The organism is Pseudomonas sp. BC42, assembly GCF_021560055.1.
GTDB lineage: Bacteria > Pseudomonadota > Gammaproteobacteria > Pseudomonadales > Pseudomonadaceae > Aquipseudomonas.
Window position 1 is genome coordinate 2593853 of sequence record NZ_CP091067.1, and the last position, 25215, is coordinate 2619067.

The following is a 25215-nucleotide window of genomic DNA, read 5'->3' on the forward strand; positions in this document are numbered from 1 at the left end:
GACTCGCGCACGAGACCGTTTTCAACGCAGCATCACCGAGTATCAAGGCTTTTCGTACAAAGCCTAGGGCCTAGATCTTCCAATGCCGGGCGCTCTTGCCCAGGCGCTGGCGCATCTCGCCCAGGGTCGCCGCCAGCTGCCGGGTGAGCAGTCGGTAGCCGTCCAGGGCCGAATACACCGGCGCTTCCAGGGCGTTCTCGGGGCTGCCTTCCACGGCTTTTTCCAGGCGCTGGGTAACCCCCGATTGCAGGGCCCGGGCCATGCCGATCAGCTGTACGCGAATCTGCCGGTGTTCGGCCTTGAGCAGCTCTTGCATCTGCGCCATGGCCTGCCGGTCGCCGGCATCGGGGCGGGTGTTGCCGAGGATCTCCAGGGTGCTGATGCACATCCGCAGATTGCGCTGGATGGCGTCCAGCTCGGTCATGGAAATCCGCACTTCCTTGGACACCGACGGCATCAGCGAACGCAGTTGCAGCATGGCGGCGTTGACCCGGCCCAGGAGCTTGAGGTGTTCGTCGTCGGTCACCGACTGGCCCTGGACGATCCGCCCGTACAGCTGGGCGCAGTCGCGCAGGGCGCTGGCCAGGTTGTAGCGCCAGGAGTACACCGCGTACAGCGGAATGGCGAAGGAAAACGCCAGGGCCAGGGCAATGCCGATGAGGATGTCCACCGCACGCCACAGGCCGTCGCTGACCTGGTTGTCGCCGTGGCCGGCAACGATGAACACGGTGATCGCCGCCAGCAGCGCGGTGTAGCCGCCCTTGCCGATGGCGTGATAGGAAAAGTAGCCGCACACCGCCGACATCCCCAGGTAGGTCAGCCAGGGCTGGCCGAAGTACGCCTGCTGCACCACCAGCACCAGGCCGACCCCGGCGCCCACCAGGGTGCCGATGGCTCGCTCGGCGGCTTTCTTGCCGATGTTGCCGTGGTGCTGCAGGCCGCCGATCACCACCAGCATGGTCACCGAGGCCCATTCGCCGTGGGGCAGGTTGAGGCCGGTGGTCAAGAGGATGGTGGCGATCAGGCCGAGGGCGACCCGCACCGCGTGGATCAGCCGGGCGTGACGGTAGCGCCGGTACGGGTCCAGCACGGGACGCAGCAGGCGGCGCAACAAGGGGGGCAGGGTGAGGCTTGGCAAAAACTTGAACGGGCCCAGGCTGGTTTCTCCCAGTGGCATGAGTGGCAGGATCGGTGGCCGGGACTCGCCGCGTGGCGAGCCCCGGCCAGGCGCTTTTAGAAAATGTAGTCGGTGGTCAGGAAGCTGGAGTCGCGGTTGCGAATGATGTCACTGATCAGCTCCTTGTTGCGCTCCTGGAACTTGGTCGCCACCAGGGTGCGGATCGAGAAGGTGCGCAACGCATCATGCACCGACAGCGTGCCCTCGGCGGAGTTCTTGCGGCCGTTGAAGGGGAAGGTGTCCGGGCCGCGCTGGCACTGGGCGTTGATGTTGATCCGCCCGACCTGGTTGGCGAAGGTGTCCACCAGCCGGCCGATCACCGCCGGATCGCTGCCGAACAGGCTCAGTTGCTGGCCGAAGTCCGACTCCAGGACGTAGTCGATCACCGTGTCCAGGTCGCGGTAGGGCACGATGGGCACCACCGGGCCGAACTGTTCCTCGTGGTAGACGCGCATCTGCGGGTTCACCGGGTACAGCACCGCCGGGTAGAAGAACGACGCCCGCGACTCGCCGCCATGGGGGTTCACCACCTGGGCGCCGTGGGCCTGGGCATCGGCCACCAGGGTGTGCAGGTAGTCGACCTTGGTGTTTTCCGGCAGCGGCGTCAGGGCCACCCCCGGCTCCCAGGGCATGCCCGGCTTGAGGCCTTTGAGCTTGGCGTTGAACTGTTCGATGAAGCGCTCGACCACGGCTTCGTGGACAAACAGGATCTTCAGCGCGGTGCAGCGCTGGCCGTTGAACGACAGCGCGCCGGTAACGGCCTCGCTGACCGCGTTGTCCAGGTCGGCATCGGGCAGCACGATCCCCGGGTTCTTCGCATCCAGGCCCAGGGCCGCGCGCAGGCGGTGCGGCCGGGGGTGGAGTTTCTTCAGGTCGCTGGCGGCCTTGTTGGTGCCGATGAAGGCGAAGATGTCGATCTTGCCGCTGGCCATCAGCGCGCTGACGGTCTCGCGGCCGCTGCCGTAGATGACGTTGATCACCCCGGCCGGGAAGCTGTCGCGGAAGGCTTCGAGCAGCGGGCGGATCAGCAGCACGCCGAGCTTGGCCGGCTTGAACACCACGGTGTTGCCCATGATCAGCGCCGGGATCAGGGTGGTGAAGGTTTCGTTCAGCGGGTAGTTGTAGGGGCCCATGCACAGGGCCACGCCCAGGGGCACCCGGCGGATCTGGCCGAGGGTGTCCTGCTCCAGTTCGAAGCGGCTGGAGCGCCGGTCCAGTTCCTTGAGCGCGCCGATGGTGTCGACGATGTAGTCGCAGGTGCGGTCGAACTCTTTCTCCGAGTCCTTGAGGTTCTTGCCGATTTCCCACATCAGCAGCCTGACCACCGCCGTGCGCTGCTCGCGCATGCGCGCCAGGAAGGCTTCCACGTGCTGGATGCGCTCGGCCACGCGCATCGTCGGCCAGGCGCCCTGGCCGCGGTCGTAGGCGCGCACGGCGGCGTCCAGGGCGGTGAGGGCGGTGTCGGCGTCCAGCAGCGGTGTGCTGCCGAGGATCACTTGCCGGTCGCCGTCGGCGCCGCTCAGGTAGATCGGGCTGCGTACCTGGGCCAGGGGGCCGCTCCAGGTGCGCAGTTCACCGTCCACCAGGTAGTCGCGCTGCTCCACCGGGTCGGGCAGGCGATAGGCTTCGGGGATGTCGGCGGCAGCGGGAAACAGGTTGGTGAGGACATTGGCTGTGGTCATGACTCTACCCCGTGTTGGAAATGGCGGCGGCGCGGATGACAGTGACGCCATCGCTCCCAGGTTTATACGCCTGAATGGGCTGCGCCTTCAGCAGTTTCTGCGGGCGGCGCGCAGGCGGTCACGGTTCGAGATTAAACGTTTCAGCTGCTGCCCAGCAACTGCCGGATCAGGCTCGGGGTGCTGCCGGTCCAGCGCTTGAAGGAGCGGCGGAAATTGGCCGGGTCATTGAAGTTCAGGTACTCGGCCACCGCCTCGTTGCTCCAGCCCCTGATCTGGTACAGGTACAGCGCCACCTGCTTGCGCACCCGGTCCACCTGCTGCTGGTAGCCGCTGTGGTGCTTGCTCAACTTGCGCTTGAGGGTCGCCGGGCTCATGGCGAAGGCCTGGGCGGTCTGTTCCAGGCTCGGCGCATGCCGCACGTTGGCTTGCAGGTAGCGGTCCAGGGCATCGAGAAAACTCCCGGAAAAACCCAGCTGGCGCAGGTGTTCGTCGGCTTCCAGGCGCGCCACCTGGCCGGCGGTGGCCGAGGCCCCGGGCCAGGGCCGGGTCAGGTATTGCCGGGGGATGCGCATCAGGTCCAGGGGCCGCCGGAACTGGGTCTGTTCCCCCAGGTGCACCCAGTACTGCTCGACATAGCGCGGCTCGCCGTGGCTGAAGCTGCATTCCCAGGGCAGGCGCTGGCCGCTGAGCCACTGACTCATGGCCACCAGGGCGGTCATGCTGGCCTCCAGCAGGAAGCGCCCGTGCTCGCCGGCGCCGCAGCTGTCCAGCCAGTAGCAGTAGGCATGCTGTTCATCCAGCACCAGGCGCGGGCTGAGCAGGGGGCTGAGCAGGGCCTGCTGCTGCACCAGGGCGTCCAGGGCCTGCTGCAGGTTCTGTGCATGGCGCAGGGCGTGGCTGGCGGCGCCGTAATGCCCGGGCAGCAGGCGCTGGCCGAACAGGAAACTGCTGTCGTCGGCGTCCAGCAGGCGCCGGCTGTTGCCGATCAGCGCCAGGAACTGCTGCGGGCTGAGGCGGGTCTGTCCGGCCAGGATGTCCTCGTGGAACAGCCCGGTGCCGCGCAGCAGGCGGTGGCTGTCGATGTCCCGGGACAGCGCCAGGTCGATCAGTGTCGCCGGTTGATAGTGCCCGGGGATGAACCGGGTATCGCTTTCGTACCAGCAGGTCTTCACGGTCATGACGGCGCCTCAGGCGGTTTTTGCCAGGGGCTGCTTGGCCCGGGCCAGGGCCAGGTTGAGGCGTTTGAGCAGGACCTCCGGGGTTTCCTCCAGGGCCATCACCACCGCGGTGCTGGCCGCCAGGTACAGGCGCTCGCCGTGTTGCCGGGTCTTGTGCGCCAGGCCTTGCACCGCCTGTTGCAGCTCCAGGGCCAGCAGCCGGGCCTGGCTCTCGCCGGTGTTGGGCAAGAGCACCACGAAGCGGTCGCCGGCCAGCCGGCACAGCAGGTCCTGGCGCCGCAGGTTGAGCAGCAGCACATGGCTCAGGGCCTGCAGCACCGCGTCACCTTCGGCGTGGCCGTAGTGCTGGTTGATCGCGGCGAAATGGTCCAGGTCCAGGGCCAGCAACGACAACGGCTGCTGCTGGCGGCGACTGTCCTCCAGGCTGGCGGCCAGCTCGCGCTTGAGGTAGTCGGCGCCGGCCAGGGGCGTGAGCTTGTCGAACTGCCGGTGCTCGCGAAACAGCCGCTCCTTCTTTTCCATCTGCGCGCTGATGGCCAGCTGTTCGCGGTGCCAGTGGTAGATGCCGATGGTCAGCAGGATCATGCCGATGGGCATCGGCCCGGACTCCAGCCAGTGGTCCCAGGTGATGCTGGCGGGCAGGCGGATGAACTCGTCGAGGCTGTCGATCCACCAGGAAAAGAAAATGCAGCTCAGGCCCAGGGCCAGGTAGTTGGTGACCCGGCCGGCGGGGCGGCTCTTGAGCACCAGTGCGAGCCAGACCAGGGCCAGCAGCGCCGAGCCGCCTTCGCCGATGATGTCCAGCCATTGCCACTCGCTGACTGATTTCAGGCTGCCGCAAGCCAGGTGCAGCAACAGCCCGGCATTGGCCGCCAGCAACAGCGCGGCGAGTTTCCAGCGGTGGGGTTTGAGCACGCAGAACATGGCCGCGATCCTTTTTGCCAGGAGTGAGAGGGCGCCAGCACAGCAGATGTTTGTGACGGTGGGGTGACAGCGGAAAAAACCGTCGAGGGGTCGAATCAGCTCAGGGTTCAGGCGTTTTTTTTGCTGGATGGGGCCGCCTCGAGGGCCTCTTCGCGGGCAAGCCCGCTCCTACGGGGCGGCGGGGGCGCCACGGATGTGTAGGAGCCGGCTTGCCGGCGAAGGGGCCCGCAAGACCTGCGCCCGACGGGTGATGGCTTTTGCGGGCAAGCCCGCTCCCGCAGGGGTCAATTCAGCTCATTTGCCGGGGCTAAACCCGGAATAACGGCTGTTTTGGCGACCTGCCGACCAGGCCTGTCACAGAACCGTCATTCGCCAACCCTAGCGTGCCCTCCCAGTTGCCGGGCCCCTTGCCCGGCGTTGGCGGACTTTTGGGGAGGAACCTCATGTACAAGCGCAGCAGTCCCGGGCTGGTCAGCTTTACCTTGACCGCGCTGGCCATGGCCATCGCCAGTGAACGCTTGAGCGCCGCCGAAACGGCCGCCACCGAGCACGTCCAAGTGGTGGGCCAGGCGGCCAGCATCGATCAGGCGCTCAAGGAACAACGGCGTTCGGACAGCATCCAGAGCGTGGTACACGCCGACGGCGTGGCCCAGTTGCCGGACCAGAACGCCGCCGAAGCGGCGCAGCGCCTGCCGGGCATCAGCATCGAGCGCGACCAGGGCGAAGGGCGCTTTGTCAGCGTCCGCGGCCTGGGCCCGGACCTCAACAGCGTGACCATCAACGGCACCCTGGTGCCGTCCCCGGAAAGCGCGCGCCGCGCCGTGGCCCTGGATGTGCTGCCCTCGGAGCTGGTGCAGTCGCTGTCGGTGATCAAGACCCTGACCCCGGACATGGACGCCAACTCCCTGGGCGGCACCGTGGACGTGAAAAGCCTCTCGGCCTTCGACCACAAGGGCCTGTTCTACAGCGGCAGCAGCGAGGCCAGCTACGACCAGAACACCCGCCAGACCAGCCCGAAATTCTCCGGCGCGGCGAGCAACCGCTTCAGCCTCGGCGACGGCATCGACAACTTCGGCGTGGCCGCGGCCCTGAGCTGGCAGAAGCGCGATTTCGGCTCCGACAACGTCGAGACCGGCGGCGCCTGGGACTTCGAGCGCGGCGCCAGGCTGCAGGAGTTCGAGCAGCGCGACTACGCCATCAGCCGCGAGCGGGTCGGCGGCGGCCTGAACTTCGACTACAAGCCCGACGACAGCAGCAGCTACTACCTGCGCACCCTCTACAGTCGCTACAAGGACAGCGAGACGCGCAACTCCACCAGCATCGAGTTCGCCGACCCGCTGGCGGCCGGGGAGCGCGGCGACGCCGAGGCCAAGCGCAAGCTCAAGCAGCGCGAGGAAACCCAGGAGATCCAGTCCTACGTGTTCGGCGGCGAGCGCCAGTTGGGCCTGTGGACCCTCAGCGGCCAGACCGGCTACAGCCGCTCCAGCGAAGACAGCCCGGCGCATATCGCCGGGGCCACCTTCAAGGGCAACAGCGACTTTTCCGACAGCGGCTTCTACGACAATGGCAAGCCGCGCCCGGTGATCGGCTCAGGCTTCTTTGACGCGGCCAATTTCACCTTGGACAAGGTCGACTGGGAAAAGCAGAACACCACCGACACCGAGAAGAACCTGCGCCTGGACCTGGCCCGGGACTATGACCTCAGTGGCTACGCCGCGCAGTTCAAGTTCGGTGGCAAAGTCAGCCGGCGCAACAAGGACAACGACCTGGAAGCCTGGGTCTACAAGGACTTCGACACCCTGGGCTTCACCGACCAGCAGCTCAACCTCGGGCAGTTCCAGAAGGGCCGCGTGGACTATTCCCTGGGCCGCTTCGGCCCGGGCATCAGCGGCAGCGCCATCAAGCAACTGATCGGTGGCCTGAATCCGGCGGCCTTCTACGACGAGGAAGAATCCCGGGTCAACGACTTCAAGATCCGCGAAGACATCAACGCCGGCTACTTCATGAACACCCTGGACATCGACGACTGGCGCTTCATTGCCGGCCTGCGCTACGAGGGCACCGAGTTCGAGGCCAAGGGCACCGGGGTCACCGACGGCGCCTTCACCGCCACCGACACCAAGCGCCGCTACCAGCACTGGCTGCCCGGGCTGCACGCGCGCTACCAGCTGGACAAGAACACCCAACTGCGCGCGGCCTGGACCAAGAGCGTGGTGCGCCCGACCTTCGGCCAGCTGGCCCCGGGCTTTGTCATCGACGGCGACGAGGCGACCTTCGGCAACCCCGACCTCAAGCCCCTGGAGTCGAGCAACCTGGACCTGGGCATCGAGCACTACATGGGCCGCGCCGGCAGCGTCTCGGCCTTCGTGTTCTACAAGGACATCCAGAACTTCGTCTACAACACCGACCTGGCCGGCACCGGCGCCTGGAGCGGGTTCTCCGAGGCGCACACCTTCGCCAATGGCGACAGCGCCAAGCTGTATGGCCTGGAGCTGGCCTACTCGCAGAAGTTCGACTGGCTGCCGGCGCCGTGGAACGGCCTGCTGCTGGGCGCCAACAGCACCTTCAGCCGCTCCAGCGCGAGCATCGAAGGCTTCGACCAGAAGGCCGGGGTCAACCGCAAGCGCGACATCGACCTGCCCAATCAGTCGGACACCGTGGGCAACCTGATGCTCGGCTGGGAAGACGACAAGCTCAGTCTGCGCCTGTCGGCCAACTACAAGTCGGCCTACCTCTATGAGCTGGCCTCGATCGGCGACAAGGCCCACGACCTGCACGTGGACGCCCAGACCTTCGTCGATTTCAGCGCCAAGTATTCCCTGAGCAAGAACCTGCAACTGAGCTTCGAGGCGCAGAACCTCACCGACCAGCCGTACTTCGTCTACACCGGCAACCGCTCCTACAACGCCCAGTACGAGGAATACGGCCCGACCTACAAGCTCGGCCTGACCTTCACCCATTTCTAAGTACCGGGCCGTTGCCCGACTGCACCTCCAAGGATTGTGATGAGCACTGTATCGATCGCGAAAACCACCCTGCTGGCGCTGTGCATTGGCCTGGCCAGCAGTGCTGCCCAGGCCGCCCCCAGCGTGCCGGGCCTGACCCTCAAACCCTGGGCCGAGCAGACCCCGGGCGTTACCGGGCTGGGCTTCGTGCCCGCCGGCACAGGCGCCGACCGGCTGCTGGCCAGCGAGCGCGAAGGCCTGTTGCTGCTGGATGAACAGGGTCGCCAGTTGGCCCGCTTCAAGGGCTCGTTCAACGGCCTGGACAGCCGCGCCGCCGGCCAGCAACTGCTGGTGGCCAGCCTGGACAACGAACGCCAGCAGGCGCTGCTGCTGAGCCTCGACCCGAAGGCCCGGCATTGGGGTCAGCCGCTGTACCTGCCGCCCCGCGACTTCCCGGTCAACGGCCTGTGCCTGTACCGCGACGAGGCCAGCAACCTGTTCCTGTTCCTGGTGGGCGAGGAGGGCAAGGGCGAGCAGTGGCTGGTGGGCCACGGCGCGCAACTGAGCGCCGAGCCGCGACGGGTGCGTGGCCTGCCGCTGCCGCCGGAGGCCAAGTTCTGCCAGGTGGACGACGCCGCCCAGCAACTGCTGGTCAATGAACAGAACGTCGGCTGGTGGGCCTACCCGGCCCACGCCGAAGCCGACACCGCGCGCCAGCCGGTGGCCCTGCGCGCGCCCTTTGGCGAGATCAGGAAAAGCGCCGGAGCCATGGCCCTGGTGCCGGGCGGGGTGTTGGGCCTGGACCCGAAAGCCGCGCAACTGCATCTCTATCAGCAGCAGGAGCAGGGCTGGTCGGCCCAGGCCACCTTGCCCCTGAGTGGCCTCAAGGAACCGGAAAACATCGCTCTGCGCGCCAGCGCCAAGGGCCTGCAAGTGTTGCTGCGCGATGACGAGGATGGCCGCCTGTACCAGGGCCAGCTGGACTGGCAGGCCCATGCGCCGGTCCTGCCGCCGGTATTGCCCAACGTGCAGGCGGCGGTGCAGAGCGAACCGGTGGGGCGCCAGGGCGATGCCGCCGATGACCCGGCGATCTGGGTTCACCCGCAGCAGCCGTCCCTGAGCCGGGTGCTGGGCACCAACAAGAAGCAGGGCCTGCTGGCCTACGACCTGCAGGGCAAGCTGTTGCAGGAACTGGCGGTGGGGCGCCTGAACAACGTCGACGTGCGCCCCAACTTCAAGCTGGGCCAGCAGACCGTGGACCTGGCCGTGGCCAGCAACCGCGACCGCAACAGCCTCAGCCTGTTCGCCATCGACCGTGCCAGCGGCGAGCTGCGCGAAGCCGGGGAGATCCCCACGCCACTCAAGGCGATCTACGGGCTGTGCCTGTTCCAGCCCGCCAGCGGCGAGATCTATGCGATTGCCAACGACAAGGACGGCACCTTCGTCCAGTACCGCCTGAGTGCGCCGTCCGGCAGTGCCCAGGGCGAGCTGGTGCGCCAGTTCAAGGTGGCCAGCCAGCCCGAGGGTTGCGTCGCCGACGACCAGCGCCAGCGGCTGTTCCTGGGGGAAGAGGACGTCGGGGTCTGGTCCCTGGACGCCCGCCCCGAACAACCGGCGACCCTGCACAGCGTGATCAAGGTCGGCGGCCTGTTGCAGGCCGATGTCGAGGGCCTGGCCCTGTACCAGAGCAACGCCCGCGACTACCTGGTGATTTCCAGCCAGGGCAACGACAGCTACCTGGTGCTGGACGCCGAGCCGCCGTTCGCTTCCCACGGTGCCTTTCGGGTCGGCCTCAACGCCGCGGCGGGGATCGACGGCGCCTCGGAAACCGACGGCCTGGAAGTCACCTCGGCCAACCTCGGCGGGCCCTGGAGCCAGGGCCTGCTGGTGGTCCAGGACGGGCGCAAGCGCATGCCCGAGCAGACCCAGAACTTCAAGTTCGTGCCCTGGGCCGACGTCACCCGGGCCCTGAAGCTGCCCTGAGCGGCTGTCATCACCCGGTCATCGGCATGTCATCGAATAGCCCCGCCGGCACGGCTCAGGCCCCGGCGGGCACCCGCGAAGGAGTTTCACCATGCAAGCCACACTCGAACACATGAGCATCTGGGGGCTGATCAGCGATGCCAGCCTGTTGGTCAAGGCGGTGATGCTGACCCTGCTCCTGGCATCCCTGCTCAGCTGGTACCTGATCATCCAGCGCGGCGCCGTGCTGCGCGGCCGTGAGCGCCGTTGCAACGCGTTCATCCAGCGCTTTCGCGCCGCCCCCGAACTCTTGCCGCTGTACCGCGAAGTGGCCCGCAAGGCCGACGGCGAAGGCGGCGTGGAGCCGATCTTTGTCGCCGGCTATGAGGAATTCGGCCACCTGCACGGCGCGGCCGGCGGCGCCGCTGAAGGCGTGCTGGAGGGCGTGGAACGGGCCCTGTACGTGGCCATCAGCGAGCAGGAAACCCGCCTGGAAAAGGGCCTGCAGTTTCTTGCCACCGTGGGTTCGGTCAGCCCCTATATCGGCCTGTTTGGCACCGTGTGGGGGATCATGAACTCCTTCCTCGGCCTGTCCCAGGTGCAGCAGGCGACCCTGTCCACCGTGGCCCCGGGCATCGCCGAGGCGCTGATCGCCACTGCCATCGGCCTGTTCGCGGCGATTCCCGCGGTGATCGCCTACAACCGCTTCTCGGCCCGCAGCCAGACCCTGCTGACCCGCTACTACGCCTTTGGCAACGAACTGCAGGTGCGCCTGCACCGCACCTTGCAGGGCACCCCGAGCCACCTGGCCGTGGCCGCCTGAGAGAAGGAGCAAGCCGATGTTAGTCAGGCCGCAACGCAAGCACGGACCCAAGGCGGAAATGAACGTGGTGCCCTACATCGACGTGATGCTGGTGCTGCTGGTGATCTTCATGGTCACCGCGCCGATGCTCACCCAGGGGGTGAAGATCCAATTGCCCAAGGTCGCCAGCCAGGCCCTGGCCACCGACAGCCGCCAGCAGATCCTCACCCTGTCGGTGAAGGCCGAGGGCGGCTACTACTGGAACCTGGGCAGCGAACTCGACACCCGGCACCAGACCGACAGCGCCGTGGACCTGGAGCAGATGCGCGCCAAGGTGGCCCAGGTGATTGCCCAGCGCGGCGACACCCAGGTGTACATCCGTGCCGACCAGGACGCCGCCTACGCCAGCGTGGTGGCGGCCATGGCCGCGTTGCAGCAGGGCGGGGTGCACAACCTGGGGCTGGTGACCGAGGCCCCGCAATGACGGCGATGATCATCCACAGCCCCACAGTGCTGCCCATGGGGCCCGAAGCCTCCGGCTTCTGGCGCAACAGCCTGGCGGCGACCCTGGCCCTGGCCCTGCACGCCGGGGTGCTGGCGGCGCTGGTGCTGGGCTGGTCGGTGGACAAACCCCAGGTCGAGGCCCCGGCGGTGCTGACCACCCAACTGGTGATGCTGGCGCCTCCCGCCGCCCCCGCCGACCCCCTGCCGGCGGTGGCCGAGGTGGCACCGCCACCACCGCCCGCGCCAACGGCTCCGCCGCCGCCGAGTCAACCCCAGGTGGACCCCCAGGTGCAGGCGCAGAAGCTGGAACAGGCGGCCCTGGCGCGCAAGCGTGTGGATGACAAGAAACGTGAGCAGGCGCAGGAGCAGCAACGCCAGCAGCGCGAGCGCCTGGACGCCGAACAGCGCCAGCGCGACGCCGAGCAACGCCTGGCCCAGGAACAAGCCCAGGCCCAGCGCGCCGAACAGTCGCGGCTGGCCGCCGAGCGCGCGCGCCAGCAGGCGGCCCAGGCCGCCGCCGACAGCCGCCAGTACCAGCCCCTGAGCAAGGAGGCTCCGGACTACCCGCAGCGAGCCCTGGACAAGAACCTGGAAGGCGACTGCACCGTGGAATACAGCGTCAACCCCCAGGGCCGGGTGGAGAACCCCAAGGTCATCGACGGCTGCCACCCGCTGTTCATGCGCCCATCCCTGGCGGCGGTGGCGACCTTCCGCTACCAGCCTCGGCTGATCGACGGTCGGGCGGTGACGGTGCCGGCGGTGCGCAACACCTTTCACTATCGGATCCACTAGGGGCGCCCCGGCTTCGCCCGCCAGCGGCTGCCGGGCGGGCCGGCGGCCCCTTGGCGCAGGCCGGAGCTGTGCTGTTGCTGCCGGTTGCCAATCCGTTGCGCGACGGCACTGACGCCTGCGCCGCACAGCGGTAAACTCCCCGCCTTTATTCAGGAGTTCCCATGAGTTACTACCAGCCCGGCATCCTCGCTGCACCCGTTCCGTCCCAGGCCCGTCATTTGTTCTTTGCCCTCGAATCCATCGAGGCGTTGCCCCAGGCCCTCGACCAGTTGCTGGCACGGGTGGACGGCGCAACGGCGGTGGCAGGCTTTGGCGCTTCCCTGGTCAAGGCCCTGGGCGCCCGGGTGCAAGGGCTCAAGGCGTTCCCGGCGCTGACCGGCGTCGGTGTCGACAACCCTTCGACCCAGCACGCGCTGTGGGTCTGGCTGCACGGCGCTGATCGCGGCGAACTGCTGCACCGCAGCAACGAACTGGCGGCGGCCCTGGCCCCGGCCCTGCGCCTGGTGGCGATGAACGAAACCTTCCGCCACAAGACCGGCCATGACCTCACCGGTTACGAAGACGGCACCGAAAACCCTGAGGATGAAGCCGCCGTGGCCGCCGCACTGGCCGAGGGTGAAGACGGCCTGCGCGGTGGCAGCTTTGCCGCGATCCAGCAGTGGCAGCACGACTTCAAGGGCTTTGCCGCGATGCACCAGCAAGAGCGCGACCACATCATCGGCCGGCGCCTGAGCGACAACGAAGAGCTGGACGACGCGCCGGAGTCGGCCCACGTCAAGCGCACCGCCCAGGAAAGCTTCACCCCGGAGGCCTTCATGGTGCGCCGCTCGATGCCCTGGGTCGAAGGTGACAAGGGCGGCCTGATGTTCCTCGCCTTCGGTCACAGCCTGAACGCCTTCGAAGTCCAGCTGCGGCGCATGAGCGGCCTGGAAGACGGCATCGTCGACGGCCTGTACCGCATGAGCCGGCCGATCACCGGTGGCTACTACTGGTGCCCGCCGCTGCACAACGGCCAGCTCGACCTGCGCGCGTTGCAAGCGGCGAAATGAGCACCGAGGCCGGGCCGCTGCGCACCGTGCGCTGGGGCATGATCGGATGCGGCAGCGTCACCGAGCGCAAGAGCGGCCCGGCCTTCTACAAGGTCCCGGGTTCGGCGCTGGTGGCGGTGATGGGCCGCCGCGCCGAGGCGGTGCGCGACTATGCCCGGCGCCACGGCATTGCCCGCTGGTACACCGATGCCCAGGCCCTGATCGACGACCCCGAGGTGGACGCGGTGTACATCGCCACGCCCCCCGACAGCCACTACGCCTACAGCCTGCAAGTGGCCGCCGCCGGCAAGCATTGCTGCGTGGAAAAACCCATGGCCCTGCATGCCGGGCAGAGCCGGGCCATGCAGCAGGCGTTCCAGCAGGCCGGGTTGCACCTGTTCGTGGCCTATTACCGGCGTTCCCTGCCGCGCTTTGCCCAGGTGCGGCAATGGCTGGCGGACGGGCGCATCGGTGAGGTCCGGCACCTGCACTGGAGCCTGAGCAAGGCCGCCTCCGAGGCAGACCGCAGCGGCGCGGCCAACTGGCGGACCGACCCACGGATTGCCGGTGGCGGATATTTCGCCGACCTGGCCAGTCATGGCCTGGACCTGTTCCAGTACCTTGTGGGCGACATCGTCGAGGTGGCCGGCATCAGCACTCGCCAGGCCGGGCTGTATGCCGCCGAGGATGCAGTCAGCGCCAGTTGGCGCTTTGCTTGCGGGGCCCTGGGCAGCGGCGCCTGGAACTTCGTTGCCGACCGCCGGGTGGACCGGGTGGAGATCATCGGCAGCCAGGGGCGCATCACCTTTTCCGTGTTCGACGAGCATCCGCTGCAACTTGAAGCCGAAGAGCCCCTGAGCCTGGTCATCGAGCACCCCGAGCACATCCAGTGGCATCACGTGCAGGGCATGAACGCCCATATCCGCGGCGACGCAGTGCACCCGGCCCAGGCCTGCGAGGCGCTGAAGACCGACTGGGTCATGGATCGGATCCTGCAGCGCGGCTGAGCCAATGGCGGCGGTCTTTCGGGCCGCTTCGCCGGCAAGCCGGCTCCTGCGGGACTTGCGGGGCGCCTTGCCTGATGCCCGTCAGTTCAGGGCAAGCACTGTACCTGTGGCGAGGGAGCTTGCTCCCGCTGGGCCGCGCAGCGGCCCCAAAAATGCGACGGCTACGCCCCCGAGCGTCGGCCGCTCCCACGGGAGCAAGCTTGCGCGCCACAGGTTATGTTTCGTTCGTTCTAGCGCTTAACCGACCGGTCTCAGGTGCCTTGCCGGGGTGTTTGCTCAGGCTTTTGCAGGCCCTGGCTTGCCAGCGACGGCGGCCTTCGGGATGGGCATTCAGAAGGTCTTCTTGACGCTGGCCACCCAGGTCGCCCCGCACAGGTCGCTGAAGCCGTAGTTGCTGGTGCACTGGCTGCGAGACAGATCGGTGTCGATGTAGCTCAGGCCCAGTTCCAGCCCGGCAAGGTCCCGGGTCAGTTTGGCCTCCCATTCGTGGTAGCTGTCCTCGCCCTGGCCCGAGGCGCGGATCAGCCGCGGGTCCTTGAAGTCCATCTGGCCGTAGCGCAGGTGCAGCCCCAGGTCCAGCGGCAGTCGAGTCTCGTAGCCGAGGTAGCGGTACAGGGTGCTCTGCTGGCTGTCGATGCCGGGGGCATCGTCGGAGTAATAGGCCGCCAGCTTGACTCCGTAGACGCTGAGAATGCCGTACACCTCGCTCTGGTTTAACCCGGCTTCCCGGGGGTAGCTGTACTTCAGGTAGCCCAGGTCCAGGCTCAGGTCCTCGCTGGCCTGCCACAGCCAGCCGCCGTAGTAGTCGAGTTCCTGGCGGGTCTTCAGGCCGCCGCCGAAATCGACATTGGAGCTCCAGGTGCCCAGGTATAGGCCGCTGCTGTGCAGCAGGGTCGCGGCCGCCTGGGCCGCGGGGTCGTTCTGGGTCTGGGAGATGCCGCGGGTGCGGTAGTCGCTGGCCAGGGTCAGCTCCAGTTCCACGGCCAGGTCGTCGGTCAGGGGCAGGGCGTGGCCGGCCTGCGGCAGCAGGCACACGGCGCCCAGGGTGAGCAGGGTGAGGGTCTTCATGGTTTTCCCGTTGTTGTGATTGTTATGGGGGGAGCGGGCAAGGCGGCGCCGTGCCCCGGCGTCACCAGGGCGCGGGGCGGGCGGTGTAACGGTGGGGCGGGGTCAGAGTGGGCGGCTGTAGACCTCGCGGCCGGCGAACCAGGTCTGCAGCACCTGGGTTTCATGCAGGGCCTTTTCGTCCACGGCAAACACGTCGCGGTCGAGGACGATGAAGTCGGCCTGTTTGCCGGCGGTCAGCGAGCCGATCTGCTGCTCCAGGCCCAGGGTGCGCGCGGCATTCAGGGTGTAGGCATAGAACAGGGTTTCGCGGTCCAGGCGTTCGTCGGCGTTGAGCACCCCCAGTGGCCCCTGGCGGGTGATGGCCTGGGCCATGGCGTTCCACGGGTTGGGAGACGACACCGGCCAGTCGCTGGCGCCGGCGATGGTCGCGCCCTGCTTGAGCAGCGAGTGCGCCGGGTACTGGTAGCGGAACGCCAGGGCACTGACGTAGGGCTTGATCATGTCCAGGGTGTAGTCGTCGGCCGAGGCCCAGAGCAGTTGCATCGAGGCAATCACGTTGAGCGGCTTGAAGCGGGCGAACTCCTTGGGGTTGACCATCTGCAGGTGGGTGATGGAGTGGCTGATGCCGCTCTGGCGATCCTTGCGCGCCTGCTCGATGCCGTTCAGCGACTCACGCACCGCGCGGTCGCCGATGGCGTGGATGTGCACCAGCCAGCCGCGCTGGTCGATGGCGCTGACCAGTTCGCCAAAATGCGCCGGGTCGATCAGCAGTTCGCCGTGTTTGTGGGAGTTGTTGTAGGGCTCGAGCATCGCCGCGCTCTGGGCCGGGTATTCGATCACTCCGTCGGCGAAGATCTTGATGCCCGGCAGGGTCAGGTTGGGAATGCCCTGGAACTGCTGGCGCACCTTGTCCAGGGTGTTGAGGTCGGTGGGGCGGCTGCGGGGGTTGGCCACCAGCAATGCGGCGACGTGGGCGGTCAGCCCGTCGCTCTCGGCCAGGGCCTTGTAGGCCGGCAGCACGCCGACGGTGTGCTCGGTGGGCTTGAGGGCGAACACCGCTTCGCCGGGAGCGGCGTTGGCGGCGGGGTCCATCCAGGCGGTAATCCCCAGGCTGTTGTTGTAGTGCAGGGCCGATTGCGCGGCGCGCAGCATCTGTTCGGGGGCCGGCACCGGCATTTTCGCGGCCACCCGGTCCCAGCCGGCGTCCACCAGGAAACCGTTGGGGCGGCCGTCGGGCAGTTGGCCAATGGTGCTGCGCTCGGCCTCGGGCAGGCTGTTGAGCAGGGCCGCGTCGATTCCGGCGCGCTGGAGCATGAAGTCATTGGCCCAGGCGGTATGGTGATCGCTGCCGGTGAATACCACCGGTACGCTGGCCCATTCACCCTGGTTGAAACGCTGGCCCAGGGCCTGGGCCTGGGCCCAGTAGGCCGAGCTCATGCCGGCGATACTGAGCACGTCGGCATGCCGGGCGCTGCCGTCGTCACGCCAGGCGCGCAGGCGTTTTTCCAGTTCGTCGAGGCTGACCACCTCGTCCTGCAGGTTGGCGCTGGTCATTTCCAGGCCACCGAAGATCGCGTGGGAGTGGGTGTCGATCAGGCCCGGCATCAGGGTCTTGCCCCCCAGATCGACGACCCGGGTGTGGCTGTCGATCAGTGCCTTGATCTGCGCATCGCTGCCGGTTTGCAGAACCTTGCCGTTTTCCACCGCCAGGGCCTGGACCTTGGGCTGGGCGCGGTCGGCGGTGAAGATCTGTCCGTTGAGCAGCACCAGATCGGCGGCAGCCATGGCTTCCAATGAGGCAAAACTCATGGCGACCAGCAGCAGCGTAGGGGTCAATTTTTTCATTGAACATTTCCTTGTTATTACGTCTGATCGCCAGATTAGGGGCTGCCCGTAGCGGGCAGAACGGCCGATTCACGAAAAACATTTTTGCCTGAATGGAAAAACCATGGACAAGTGGAATGCCTTGAAGATGTTCGTAGTCACCGCTCAGCTGGGCAGTTTCAGTCGGGCGGCGGAGCAGTTGGGCAAGACCCCGTCGGCCCTGACCAAGGCGGTCAACCACCTGGAGGCGGAGCTGGGTTCGCGCTTGTTCGAGCGCAGTACCCGGCGCATCGTGCTCACCGAAATCGGCCGGCTCTACCTGGAGACCGCGCGCCAGGTGCTGCAGCGAATGGAGGAGGTGGGCGAGGAGGTGGAACAGTTGCAGCACGGTCTGCGCGGCAACCTCAAGGTCACCGCGCCGCTGGCCTACGGTCAGGCGTTTCTCGATCAGGTGTGTGGCGGGTTTCTTGAACAGTACCCGCAGATCAATCTGCAAGTGGACCTGTGCGACGAGTTCGTCAACCTGCTGGAAAGCGGCTACGACCTGGCCCTGCGCGAAGGCCATGACGACCTGCCGGGGCTGATTGCCCGGGTGGTCGGGAGCAACCGCCTGGCCCTGTGCGCCAGCCCGGCCTACCTGGCGCGCAAGGGCCGGCCGGTGAATCCTCAGACCCTGGAGGAGCATGAATGGCTGCTGTATCGCCACCCCTTGCTCAGCCGGGAATTCTGGTGGGTCGAGCGCGACGGCCAGCGCCTGAGCCTGCCCCAGCCCCAGGCGCCACGCCTGCGCAGTGACAATTACGACCTGCTGCTGGCCAATGCCCTGGCCGGGCGTGGCCTGCTACACACGCCGCTGTGGAGTGCCGCGCCGTACCTGGCTGATGGGCGCCTGGTGCGGGTGATGGCCGATTACGCGATCGACCCCGACAGCTTCGGGCCGCACATCCTCGCGGTCTACCCCAGTCACCGGCGGGCGACTGCCAAGGTGCAGGCGTTCATCGACTATGTCGGCGGCTTTCTGGCCCACCATGGCCTGGACTGATTGGCGGTTCTTGTCAGATAAATCCGAGAGGAGTACAAATGTACTCCATGACGACTTTATCCCCCCGCCGCAGTGCCATCCTGACCTTTATCCGCGAACGCATCGCCGATCATGGCCAGTCCCCAAGCCTCGCTGAAATCAGCGAGGCGTTCGGTTTTGCCTCGCGCAGCGTGGCGCGCAAGCATGTGCTGGCGCTGACCGAGGCCGGGTTCATCGAGGTCAACCCGCATCAGGCCCGGGGCATTCGCCTGCTCAATCAGCCGCGGCGCCCGGAGCTGCTGGAGATCCCGGTGCTGGGGCGGGTGGCCGCCGGTGCGCCGATTGGCGTCGATGCCGACATACACGGCCAGTTGTGGCTGGACCCGGGGATGTTCTCCCGCACTCCGGATTACCTGCTGCGGGTCCAGGGCGATTCGATGATCGATGACGGCATCCTCGACGGCGATCTGGTGGCGGTGCGCCGCAGCAGTGAGGTGCGTAACGGCCAGACGGTGATCGCCCGCCTGGACGGCGAGGTCACCATCAAGCGTTTCGAGCGCAAGGGCCAGAGCATCCGTCTGCTGCCGCGCAACCCGGCCTATCAGCCGATCGAGGTCAGCGCCGACCACGAACTGTTTATCGAAGGTGTGTTCTGCGGTCTGGTGAGGCCAGGCTGATGGGCGCCGTGGTCGCACTGGATACCCTGTTCAATGGCGGACGGGTATGGAAAGGCCGCCCGGCGGCCGCGCCGGCCAGCCTGCAGCCGACGGGGCATGCCGCCCTGGATGCGGTGCTGCCCACCGGTGGCTGGCCGGAGGCGGCGCTGACGGAAATCCTCATCGCTGCCCAGGGCCTGGGGGAGCTGCAGTTGCTGTGGCCGAGCCTGGCGCGGCTGACCGCGGCGGGGGAGCGGGTGGTGCTGGTGGCGCCACCCTTCGTGCCCTATCCCCAGGCCTGGCAGAACGCCGGGGTGGATGTGCGCCAGCTGTCGATCATCCAGGCCGGGGAGCGCGATGCCTTGTGGGCCGCCGAGCAGTGCCTGCGTTCCGGCAGTTGCGGCGCGGTGCTGTGCTGGCCGCGGCAGGTCGACGACCGCGCCCTGCGGCGCCTGCAGGTGGCGGCGGAAAGTGGCCAGACTCTGGCCTTCGCCTACCGGCCCCTGGACGCCGCGCACAACCCCTCTCCGGCGGCCCTGAGGATCAGCGTGCAGGGCCGCCCCGTGCAGTTGCGGGTACTCAAGTGCCGGGGCGGCCTGGCCCATCCGGCCCCGATTGCCTGGCCCGCCGGGCACTGAGGTTGGCATGCGCTGGGTGTGCATTCTGTTCCCGCAATTGGCGCTGGACGCCGTGCTGCGTCAGCGCGCCGAACCCGAGGCGCCCCTGGCGCTGCTCAGTGGCACCCCACAGCGCCGGGTGATCCAGGCGGTGAATGGCGCCGCCCGCGAGCTGGGCCTGCGCCCGGGGCAGTCCCTGACCGCCGCCCAGGCTCTGACCAAGGCCTTTGCCAGCGCCGAATACGACCCCCGACAGATCGAGCACTGGCAGCAGTTCCTCGCCGCCTGGGCCTATGGCTTCAGCTCCCAGGTCAGCGTGGCCTACCCCCGTACCCTGGTGCTGGAGATCGAGTCCAGCCTGGGCCTGTTCGGCCCCTGGCCGCAGCTGGAGGCGCGTTTGCGCCGGGAGTTGCAGGCCCTGGGCTTTCGCCATCGCATCGTTGCTGCGCCCAACCCGGCGGCGGCCCGGGTCCTGGCCAATGCCTATGACGGCTTGGCGGTGGCCGACGGCGAGGCCCTGGCCAGGGCCCTGGGGGCCATGCCCATCGAGCGCCTGGGGCTGGCCCCGGAGCAGGCCACGGCCCTGTCGCGCATGGGGGTGCGCAGCTTCCAGCAGTTGCGGGAGCTGCCCCGGCCCAGCCTGGCCCGGCGTTTTGACGGCAGCCTGCTCAAGCACCTGGATACCCTGCTCGGCGAGCGTCCGCTGGGGCTGGCGTTCTATCAGCCGCCGGACCGTTTCGACCTGCGCATCGAGCTGAATTTCGATGTGCTGTCCCATCAGGCGCTGCTGTTTCCCCTGCGCCGGCTGACTGCCGATCTGGCGGCCTTTCTCTGTGGACGCGACAGCGGGGTGCAGCGTTTTGCCCTGCACCTGGAACATGCCGAAGGCGCCGACACCCTGATCCCGGTGGGCCTGCTCAGCGCCGAGCGCGATCCGGCGATGCTGTTTGAACTGGCCCGTGGGCGCCTGGAGCGGATCCAGGTGCCGGCGCCGGTGCGCAACCTGCGGCTGGTTGCCGAGGACCTGCCGCTGTTCGTGCCCCGGCACACCGAACTGTTCGACGAGCGCCCGCAGCAGAACCTGCCCTGGGAGCAGTTGCGCGAACGCCTGCGGGCGCGCCTGGGGGATGACGCGGTGCAGGGCCTGGGGCACCGCGCCGATCATCGACCGGAGCGCAGTTGGCAACCCCGGGCCGACCCGCAGCCGTGTCCGGCCAACCCCGGGCTGCGCCGTCCCGGCTGGCTGTTCAGCGAGGTGCAGCCCTTGAACGAAGGCAGCGTGCGGATTCTCATGGGCCCGGAGCGCATCGAGTCCGGCTGGTGGGACGGCGCCGACGTGCGCCGTGACTACTACCTGATCGAAACCGCGGCCGGCCAGCAGGGCTGGGCCTATCGCCAGGTGGGCGAACCCGGGCCCTTGCTCCTGCAAGGCTGGTTCGCATGAGCGCCTATGCCGAGCTGCACTGCCTGTCCAACTTCAGTTTTCAGCGCGGCGCCTCCAGTGCCGCCGAGTTGTTCCAGCGCGCCACGGCCCTGGGCTACCAGGCCCTGGCGATCACCGATGAGTGCACCCTGGCGGGAATCGTCCGTGCCTGGCAGGCCTCACGCGATACTGGCCTCAAGCTGATCATCGGCAGCGAAATGCAGGTCGAGGACGGCCCGCGCCTGGTGCTGCTGGTGGAGGACCTGGCGGGTTACCAGGGCCTGTGCCGGTTGATCACCCGGGCCCGGCGACGGGCCGAGAAGGGCAGCTATCGCCTGCTGCGCGAGGACTTCGCCGAACCCTTGCCGGGGCTGCTGGCCCTGTGGCTGACGGGCGCCGACGAGCCGCTGGCCGAGGGCCGCTGGTTGCAGCAGGTGTTTCCCGAGCGCCTGTGGCTGGCGCTGGAGCTGCATTGCGGCCAGGACGATGCCCGGCACCTGCAACAGCGGCTGGCCCTGGCCCGGCAACTGGGGCTGCCGGCCGTGGCCTGTGGCGATGTGCACATGCACGTGCGCGGGCGCCGGGCCTTGCAGGACACCATGACCGCGATCCGCCATCACCTGCCGGTGGCCGAGGCCGGGCAGCGCCTGTTCGCCAACGGCGAGCGTCACCTGCGGCCCATCGAGGTGCTGCAAGGCCTGTACCCGCAGGCCTTGCTCGACGAATCGCTGGCCATCGCCGGACGCTGCGCTTTCGACCTCGGCCAGTTGCGCTACCAATACCCCCGGGAGCTGGTGCCCGACGGCCATGACGCTGGCTCCTGGCTGCGGGTGCTGACCCAGCGCGGCATTCTGCGGCGCTGGCCCGGTGGAGCCCGGGCCGAGGTGCTGCAGCAGATCGAGCATGAGCTGACGTTGATCAGCGACCTGGGCTACGAGAGCTACTTTCTTACCGTGCACGACATCGTCGATTTTGCCCGGCGCCAGCACATTCTCTGCCAGGGCCGGGGTTCGGCGGCCAACTCGGTGGTGTGTTTCGTCCTCGGCATCACCGAGATCGACCCGGACCGCTCGACCCTGCTGTTCGAGCGCTTCTTGTCGCGGGAACGCAACGAGCCGCCGGACATCGACGTCGACTTCGAACACGAGCGCCGCGAAGAGGTGCTGCAGTACGTGTTCCAGCGTTACGGCCGGCACCGCGCGGCGCTGACCGCGGTGGTCAGTACCTACCACGGCGCCGGGGCGGTGCGCGATGTGGCCAAGGCCCTGGGCCTGCCGCCGGATCAGGTCAACGCCCTGGCCGACTGCTGCGGCCACTGGAGCGATACGCCGCCCAGTGTCGAGCGTCTGCAGGAGGCCGGTTTCGACCCCGAGAGCCCGGTGCTGCGCCGGGTCCTGAGCCTGACCGGGCAGTTGATCGGCTTTCCCCGGCACCTGTCCCAGCACCCCGGCGGCTTCGTGATTTCCGAGCAGCCCCTGGACCATCTGGTGCCGGTGGAAAACGCGAGCATGGCCGAGCGCACGGTGATCCAGTGGGACAAGGACGACCTGGACATGGTCGGCCTGCTCAAGGTGGACATCCTTGCCCTGGGCATGCTCAGCGCCATCCGCCGCTGTTTTGACCTGATCCACGGCTATCGCGGCCAGCGCTACAGCCTCACCAGCATTCCGGCCGAAGACCCGGCCACTTACCAGATGATTGGTCGCGCCGACACCATTGGTGTGTTCCAGATCGAGTCGCGGGCGCAGATGTCGATGCTGCCCCGGCTCAAGCCACAGAACTTCTATGACCTGGTGATCGAGGTGGCCATCGTCCGCCCCGGGCCGATCCAGGGCGGCATGGTCCATCCCTACTTGCGTCGGCGTAACCGTGAAGAGCCGGAGACGTACCCGTCGCCGAAGTTGGAAGCGGTGCTCAAGCGAACTCTGGGCGTGCCGCTGTTTCAGGAGCAGGTGATGCAGATCGCCATTGTCGCCGCCGACTACACCCCGGGCGAGGCCGACCAGTTGCGTCGCTCCATGGCCGCCTGGAAGCGCCACGGCGGCCTGGAGCCGCACCGCGAACGGCTGCGCCAGGGCATGCGCAAGAACGGCTACAGCGACGAGTTCGCGGCGCAGATCTTCGAGCAGATCAAGGGCTTTGGCAGCTACGGCTTTCCCGAGTCCCATGCCGCCAGCTTTGCCTTGCTGACCTACGCCAGCTGCTGGCTCAAGTGCCATGAGCCGGCGGCCTTCGCCTGCGCCCTGATCAACAGCTGGCCCATGGGTTTCTACAGCCCGGACCAGATCCTCCAGGATGCCCGGCGCCACGGTTTGCAGATTTTGCCGGTGGAGGTGAGCGCCAGTGACTGGGACTGCAGCCTGGACGCTGGACAGGGCCTGTCCGGGCAGCCGGCCCTGCGCCTGGGGCTGCGCATGATCAAGGGCTTTCGCCAGGAGGACGGCCTGCGCATCGAAAGCGCTCGCCGGCAGCGGACCTTTGCCGACATTGCCGACCTGGCCGAGCGGGCCCGGCTGGATGTCCGGGCCCAGGAGCTGCTGGCGGACGCCGGCGCCCTGCGGGCGCTGGCCGGGGATCGCTACCGGGCGCGCTGGGAAGTGGCCGGGGTGGAGAAGCAACTGGGGCTGTTCGCCGATCTGCCACGCCAGGAGGAGGCCCCGGTGAACCTGCCCCGGCCGAGTGTCGGTGAAGACCTGCAGGCCGATTACCACAGCCTTGGCACCACCCTGGGGCCCCATCCTCTGGCGTTGCTGCGTGCGCAGCTCAAGGCCCGGCGCTGCCGCAGTTCCCGCGAGTTGCTGGCGGTGGAGCACGGGCGTTCGGTGAGCGTGGCCGGGCTGGTCACCGGGCGCCAGCGCCCGGGCACCGCCAGCGGGGTGACCTTCGTCACCCTGGAAGACGAGTTCGGCAACGTCAACGTGGTGGTCTGGCGCGATCTGGCCGAGCGCCAGCGCCGGGTGCTGGTGGGGGCGCAGTTGCTCAAGGTCGACGGCACCCTGGAGACCGAGGGCGAAGTGCGCCACCTGATTGCCGGACGCCTGACGGATCTGAGCCCGTTGCTGGCTGGCATCAGCGTGCGCAGTCGGGACTTTCGCTGACTGCCGCCGAGCCTCTGGCGATCTCAGGACTTTTGCGTCTCCTGCGTCGGAATGCCGCCCAAGCCGTTCACAGCCTGCGGCAGCGGCTACAAAGCCTGGCTCGGCACTGGCCTGTAGCCGCTGCCGAGCCCTGGCGAGGCTGCGCAAAGGCCCGCAGGGCCTTGCTTGGCGATCTCCTGCCGAGCCTCTGGCGATCTCAGGACTTTGCGTCTCCTGCGGAGCCGTTCGCAGCCTGCGGCAGCGGCTACAAAGCCTGGCTCGGCACTGGCCTGTAGCCGCTGCCGAGCTTTGGCGAGGCTGCGCAAAGGCCCGCAGGGCCTTGCTTGGCGATCCGCCGCCGGCCTCTAGCGGTCTCAGGACTTTGCGTCTCCTGCGGAGCCGTTCGCAGCCTGCGGCAGCGGCTACAAAAGTCAGGCTCGGCACTGGCCTGTAGCCGCTGCCGAGCCCTGGCGAGGCTGCGCAAAGGCCCGCAGGGCCTTGCTTGGCGATCCGCCGCCGAGCCTCTAGCGATCTCAGGACTTTACGTCTCCTGCGGAGCCGTTCGCAGCCTGCGGCAGCGGCTACACAGCTACCGGCCCCGAGGTTTTGCGAGCGGAGACAGGTGGACGCTGATGATTTTTTATTCCTTTTCGGCATGGTGGCGCTTTGGCATAATCGCCGCCGATGATGCCCCCTGCATCAAGTTTCAGAACGTCCCGCCGATGCTTTTCCTGCCCCCACAGACTGGGGCCAGAGGCTTACGGCAGGGCGAAAGTGCATCGAGACGGTGCACCCAAATGGATACTCAAAAAGGAACCTAGAGTGAGAGTGATCTCGAAGTTGATGTTGTCCGGCGCAGCACTGGCGGTGCTGACGGGCATGAGCGGTTGTGCCACTGAAAGCTCCCGCGCCTTGCCGGTGGAGAAGGTCCAGAGCGCCAGCCAGGTGTGGACCGGGGCCCGGGTGCCGATGGCGGTGGGCAAGTTCGATAACCGCTCCAGCTACATGCGCGGGATTTTCTCCGACGGCGTCGACCGCCTCGGCGGCCAGGCCAAGACCATCCTCATCACCCACCTGCAGCAGACCAACCGGTTCAACGTGCTGGATCGCGACAACATGGGCGAGATCCAGCAGGAAGCGGCGATCAAGGGCCAGGCGCAGAAGCTCAAGGGCGCGGATTTCGTGGTCACCGGCGACGTCACCGAGTTCGGCCGCAAGGAAACCGGCGACCATCAGCTGTTCGGCATTCTCGGCCGCGGCAAGACCCAGGTGGCCTACGCCAAGGTGGCGTTGAACATCGTCAATATCAGCACCTCCGAAGTGGTCTATTCGACCCAGGGTGCCGGCGAGTACGCCCTGTCCAACCGTGAAGTGATCGGCTTCGGTGGCACCGCTTCCTACGACTCGACCCTCAACGGCAAGGTGCTGGACCTGGCCATGCGCGAGGCGGTCAACCGCATGGTCGAAGCCATCGATGCCGGGGCCTGGAAACCCGGCCGCTGATCAATACTGCTAACAGGGAGATGTA

General features: G+C 67.5%; 19 protein-coding genes. 13 read left to right on the top strand and 6 right to left on the bottom strand.

Annotated features, from left to right (window positions below; translation table 11 throughout):
- Positions 1-70: 70 nt before the first annotated feature.
- The 4 genes from L1O02_RS12190 to L1O02_RS12205 all read right to left on the bottom strand — a co-directional run bounded on the left by L1O02_RS12190 (position 71) and on the right by L1O02_RS12205 (position 4961).
- Positions 71-1111 (bottom strand): FUSC family protein, encoded by a 1041-nt coding sequence (locus L1O02_RS12190; RefSeq protein WP_235760243.1) that lies wholly within the window; start codon positions 1109-1111, stop codon positions 71-73.
- Positions 1112-1233: 122 nt separating this feature from the next.
- Complete coding sequence (locus L1O02_RS12195; RefSeq protein ID WP_235759973.1) at positions 1234-2859, bottom strand: NADP-dependent glyceraldehyde-3-phosphate dehydrogenase; 1626 nt, start codon at positions 2857-2859, stop codon at positions 1234-1236.
- A gap of 140 nt (positions 2860-2999) precedes the next feature.
- On the bottom strand, positions 3000-4037 hold the full coding sequence (locus tag L1O02_RS12200; RefSeq protein WP_060840017.1) for an AraC family transcriptional regulator: 1038 nt from the start codon (positions 4035-4037) through the stop codon (positions 3000-3002).
- A gap of 9 nt (positions 4038-4046) precedes the next feature.
- Complete coding sequence (locus L1O02_RS12205) at positions 4047-4961, bottom strand: GGDEF domain-containing protein (RefSeq protein WP_108545630.1); 915 nt, start codon at positions 4959-4961, stop codon at positions 4047-4049.
- Between the two features lie 443 nt (positions 4962-5404).
- Between L1O02_RS12205 and L1O02_RS12210 the strand changes: the two genes are divergently transcribed.
- From L1O02_RS12210 to L1O02_RS12240, 7 genes are all read left to right on the top strand, one after another.
- Entirely contained in the window at positions 5405-7927 is a 2523-nt protein-coding gene (locus L1O02_RS12210) for a TonB-dependent receptor (RefSeq protein WP_108545629.1), read from the top strand.
- Between the two features lie 39 nt (positions 7928-7966).
- Complete coding sequence (locus tag L1O02_RS12215) at positions 7967-9889, top strand: phytase (RefSeq protein WP_235759974.1); 1923 nt, start codon at positions 7967-7969, stop codon at positions 9887-9889.
- 91 nt (positions 9890-9980) lie between these two features.
- Entirely contained in the window at positions 9981-10691 is a 711-nt protein-coding gene (tolQ, locus tag L1O02_RS12220) for a protein TolQ (protein ID WP_108545627.1), read from the top strand.
- A 16-nt stretch (positions 10692-10707) separates the two neighbouring features.
- Positions 10708-11154, top strand: coding sequence for a protein TolR (tolR, locus tag L1O02_RS12225; RefSeq protein WP_060840012.1), 447 nt, complete (start codon positions 10708-10710; stop codon positions 11152-11154).
- A complete protein-coding gene (locus L1O02_RS12230) occupies positions 11151-11966 on the top strand; it encodes an energy transducer TonB (RefSeq protein ID WP_108545626.1) in 816 nt (271 codons plus the stop codon). The genes tolR and L1O02_RS12230 overlap by 4 nt, the downstream gene beginning before the upstream one ends.
- A gap of 161 nt (positions 11967-12127) precedes the next feature.
- A complete protein-coding gene (locus L1O02_RS12235; protein WP_235759975.1) occupies positions 12128-13015 on the top strand; it encodes a Dyp-type peroxidase in 888 nt (295 codons plus the stop codon).
- A gap of 17 nt (positions 13016-13032) precedes the next feature.
- Complete coding sequence (locus L1O02_RS12240) at positions 13033-14001, top strand: Gfo/Idh/MocA family oxidoreductase (protein ID WP_181321621.1); 969 nt, start codon at positions 13033-13035, stop codon at positions 13999-14001.
- A gap of 330 nt (positions 14002-14331) precedes the next feature.
- Here L1O02_RS12240 and L1O02_RS12245 read toward each other — a convergent pair whose 3' ends face one another.
- Positions 14332-15069: a TorF family putative porin gene (locus L1O02_RS12245; RefSeq protein WP_108545622.1), complete on the bottom strand. Its 738-nt coding sequence runs from the start codon at positions 15067-15069 to the stop codon at positions 14332-14334.
- 102 nt (positions 15070-15171) lie between these two features.
- Positions 15172-16914: an amidohydrolase gene (locus L1O02_RS12250; RefSeq protein ID WP_108545621.1), complete on the bottom strand. Its 1743-nt coding sequence runs from the start codon at positions 16912-16914 to the stop codon at positions 15172-15174.
- A gap of 103 nt (positions 16915-17017) precedes the next feature.
- On the opposite strand from L1O02_RS12250, the gene L1O02_RS12255 reads away from it, so the two are divergent.
- The 6 genes from L1O02_RS12255 (at position 17018) to L1O02_RS12280 (ending at position 25190) form a co-directional block, all read left to right on the top strand.
- A complete protein-coding gene (locus tag L1O02_RS12255) occupies positions 17018-17935 on the top strand; it encodes a LysR family transcriptional regulator (protein WP_108545620.1) in 918 nt (305 codons plus the stop codon).
- A 38-nt stretch (positions 17936-17973) separates the two neighbouring features.
- Positions 17974-18591, top strand: coding sequence for a transcriptional repressor LexA (gene lexA, locus L1O02_RS12260; protein ID WP_060840005.1), 618 nt, complete (start codon positions 17974-17976; stop codon positions 18589-18591).
- Positions 18591-19208: a translesion DNA synthesis-associated protein ImuA gene (gene imuA, locus L1O02_RS12265; RefSeq protein ID WP_108545619.1), complete on the top strand. Its 618-nt coding sequence runs from the start codon at positions 18591-18593 to the stop codon at positions 19206-19208. The genes lexA and imuA overlap by 1 nt, the downstream gene beginning before the upstream one ends.
- Before the next feature lie 7 nt (positions 19209-19215).
- Positions 19216-20631 carry a DNA polymerase Y family protein gene (locus tag L1O02_RS12270; RefSeq protein ID WP_108545618.1) on the top strand — a complete coding sequence of 472 codons (1416 nt, stop codon included), beginning with the start codon at positions 19216-19218 and terminating at the stop codon, positions 20629-20631.
- On the top strand, positions 20628-23708 hold the full coding sequence (locus tag L1O02_RS12275; protein ID WP_235759976.1) for an error-prone DNA polymerase: 3081 nt from the start codon (positions 20628-20630) through the stop codon (positions 23706-23708). Before L1O02_RS12270 ends, L1O02_RS12275 begins: the two co-directional genes overlap by 4 nt.
- An 822-nt stretch (positions 23709-24530) precedes the next feature.
- Positions 24531-25190: a CsgG/HfaB family protein gene (locus L1O02_RS12280; RefSeq protein ID WP_162492856.1), complete on the top strand. Its 660-nt coding sequence runs from the start codon at positions 24531-24533 to the stop codon at positions 25188-25190.
- The last annotated feature ends 25 nt before the right edge of the window (positions 25191-25215 follow it).